This is a genomic window from Micromonospora sp. NPDC048868 (genome assembly GCF_043198195.1).
GTDB classification, from domain to species: domain Bacteria; phylum Actinomycetota; class Actinomycetes; order Mycobacteriales; family Micromonosporaceae; genus Micromonospora; species Micromonospora reichwaldensis.
This window is the reverse complement of record NZ_JBICUN010000026.1, coordinates 85313-88299: the sequence shown is the minus strand read 5'-3', so window position 1 is coordinate 88299 and position 2987 is coordinate 85313. Positions and strand designations below refer to the sequence as shown.

The window sequence follows — 2987 nt, the reverse complement described above, 5'->3', positions numbered from 1 at the left end:
CAAAGGCACGAAGCCAGTCAGGGCAAGAGTCACGTCCGCTGCCACCAGCCATCAGCCCATCACCTTCGGGCCGACCCGGCCAGCCTCACAGTCAGGCCAGTTCGACCAGTTCGAGGAGGTCGTCGCTCCAGGCGTCCTCGTCGCCGTCGGGGAGCAGGATGGCGCGGTCGGGCTTCAGCGCCATGACCGCGCCGGGGTCGTGGGTGACCAGCACGATCGCCCCCGGGTAGCGGGCGATGGCGTCGAGCACCTGCTCCCGGCTGACCGGGTCGAGGTTGTTCGTCGGCTCGTCGAGCAGCAGCACGTTCGCCCCGGAGCAGACCAGGGTGGCCAGCGCGAGCCGGGTCTTCTCGCCGCCGGAGAGCACCCCTGCCGGCTTGTCCACGTCGTCGCCGGAGAACAGGAACGCCCCGAGGATCTTGCGCAGGTCGGTGTCGGTCTGCTCGATGGCGGCGCTGCGCATGTGCTCCAGCACCGTACGGTCCACGTCGAGCGTCTCGTGCTCCTGCGCGTAGTAGCCGAGCCGCAGGCCGTGGCCGGCGTGCACCTCGCCGGTGTCCGGCTCCAGCAGGCCGCCGAGCATCCGCAGCAGGGTGGTCTTGCCGGCGCCGTTGAGCCCCAGGATGGCCACCCGGGATCCCCGGTCGACTGCCACGTTCACGTCGGTGAAGATCTCCAACGAGCCGTACGACTTCGACAGGCCGGTCGCGGTGAGCGGGGTCTTGCCGCAGGGGGCCGGGTTCGGGAAGCGCACCTTCGCCACCCGGTCGGAGACGCGTACCTCCTCCAGGCCGGAGATGAGCTTCTCGGCCCGGCGGGCCATGTTCTGCGCGGCGACGGTCTTGGTGGCCTTGGCCCGCATCTTGTCGGCCTGCGCCATCAGCGCGCCGGCCTTCTTCTCGGCGTTTGCCCGCTCCCGGCGGCGGCGCCGCTCGTCGGTCTCGCGGGCCTCCAGGTACGCCTTCCAGCCCAGGTTGTAGACGTCGACCACGGAGCGGGTGGCGTCGAGGAACCACACCTTGTTGACCACCGACTCCAGCAGCGAGCCGTCGTGGGAGATCACGATCAGGCCGCCCTTGTGGTTGGCGAGGAAGCTGCGCAGCCAGGTGATCGAGTCGGCGTCGAGGTGGTTGGTCGGCTCGTCGAGCAGCAGGATGCCGCCGCCGTTCTCGCCCGCGTCGCGGAACAGGATCCGGGCCAGCTCGATGCGGCGGCGCTGACCGCCGGAGAGCGTGCCGATGGTCTGGGCGAGCGCCCGGTCCGGCAGGCCGAGGTTGGCGCAGATCCGGGCGGCCTCGGCCTCGGCCGCGTACCCGCCGAGGGAGGCGAACTGGTCCTCCAGCGCGCCGTAGCGGCGGACCAGCCGGTCGTCGGCGCCGTCGGCGAGCTTGGCCTCGATCTCCTTCATCTGGGCCATCAGCACGTCCAGGCCCCGGGCGGAGAGCACCCGGTCGCGGCCGGTGACCTCCAGGTCGCCGGTGCGGGGGTCCTGCGGGAGGTAACCGATGGCGCTGCGGCGATCGAGCTGACCGGCGTACGGCTGGCCCTCGCCGGCGAGCACCTTCAGCGTGGTGGTCTTGCCGGCGCCGTTGCGGCCGACCAGGCCGATCCGGTCACCCGGCTGCACCCGCAGCGTGGTGTCGGACAGCAGGATCCGGGCGCCGGCGCGCAGCTCCAGGCCGGTGGCAGTGATCATGTCGGAGGACTCGCTCTCGGGGTCTGGAAGGGCTGACTCAGGGCACGCGAAAGCGCCGGCGGGCACGAGGCCCGTCGGCGCGGGGCGGTTCAGCCTTCGCAGAGCAGCACGGGCCCAAGTGTACCGGGCGCCGCCGGATCGCCCCGCCGGATTACCGATCAAGATCATCGGGTACCGAATCGCCGTCCGGACCCGGTCCGGTACCGCAACCACCAAAACGGATCAAATCGGTGATCGGGGTAGACATGGAGCTGAACGAGAACGCGCGGGTCGACACCAGCCAGGTGGACGACCGGCGAGGATCCGGCGGAGGCGGCGGGCTGGGCGGCATACCCATCCCGATCGGCGGCGGTCGGGGCGGCATCGTCGGCATCGTCATCGCCGTGCTCGTCGCACTCGTCGGCGGCGGCTTCGGCCTGAACGCGGCCACCAGCGGCGGCGACGAGCCGCAGGGCGACAACTCGTCACTGGAGCAGAAGTGCTCGGCCGAGGACGCGCTCCAGCAGCTCGACTGCCGCAACACGCTCTACGTCAACTCCATCCAGGCGTACTGGCAGAAGGCCCTGCCCGAGGCGTTCGGCGAGCAGTACCGCCCGTCGAAGACGGTGTTCTTCAGCCAGGGCGTCAACACCGCCTGCGGGCAGGCCGACTCCGGCGTCGGCCCGTTCTACTGCCCCGCCGACGACCAGGTCTACATCGACCTCACCTTCTACCAGGTGCTCGCCCAGCAGCTCGGCGCCTCCGGCGAGTTCGCCCAGCCGTACGTGCTCGCCCACGAGTACGGCCACCACGTGCAGGACCTGCTCGGCACGGAGGCCGAGATGCGCCGCCAGCAGCAGCGCGACCCGGACAACGCCAACCAGCTCTCGGTGAAGCTGGAGCTGCAGGCCGACTGCTACGCCGGCGCGTGGGCGAAGAACGCGACCGGCACCGCCGACGCGAGCGGCCAGAAGATCTTCACCAGCATCAGCGAGCAGGACATCCAGCAGGCCGTCGACGCCGCCGAGAAGATCGGCGATGACGCCATCTCCAAGCGGGCCAACCGGCCGGTGAACCCGGACGAGTTCACCCACGGCTCCTCCGCCCAGCGCAAGGAGTGGTTCACCCGGGGCTACGACACCGGCGACCCGAAGTCCTGCGACACCTTCCGCGGCAGCCTCTGAGCACCGGACCGGAGACCGCCCCTCGGCGGGGGGGGGGGGGGCCCCCCCCCGCCCGCGGGGGGGGGGGGGGGGGCCCGCGGGGGGCGCGGGGGGGGGGGGGGGGCCCCCCCCCCGCGGCCCCCCGCCGG

General features: G+C 71.8%; 2 protein-coding genes. One reads left to right on the top strand and one right to left on the bottom strand.

What is annotated here, in order from left to right:
- Positions 1-91: 91 nt before the first annotated feature.
- Positions 92-1696, bottom strand: a complete 1605-nt coding sequence (locus tag ACGFNF_RS28460) for an ABC-F family ATP-binding cassette domain-containing protein (RefSeq protein WP_357580297.1) — start codon at positions 1694-1696, stop codon at positions 92-94.
- Positions 1697-1941: 245 nt separating this feature from the next.
- Between ACGFNF_RS28460 and ACGFNF_RS28455 the strand changes: the two genes are divergently transcribed.
- The gene (locus tag ACGFNF_RS28455) at positions 1942-2859 is read left to right on the top strand and encodes a neutral zinc metallopeptidase (protein ID WP_393171881.1); all 918 of its coding nucleotides are present in this window, start codon (positions 1942-1944) and stop codon (positions 2857-2859) included.
- The last annotated feature ends 128 nt before the right edge of the window (positions 2860-2987 follow it).

Coding starts and splice junctions, on each gene's coding strand:
- ACGFNF_RS28455 (WP_393171881.1), top strand. CDS start 1,942: ATGGAGCTGAACGAGAACGCGCGGGTCGACACCAGCCAGGTGGACGAC.
- ACGFNF_RS28460 (WP_357580297.1), bottom strand. CDS start 1,696: ATGATCACTGCCACCGGCCTGGAGCTGCGCGCCGGCGCCCGGATCCTG.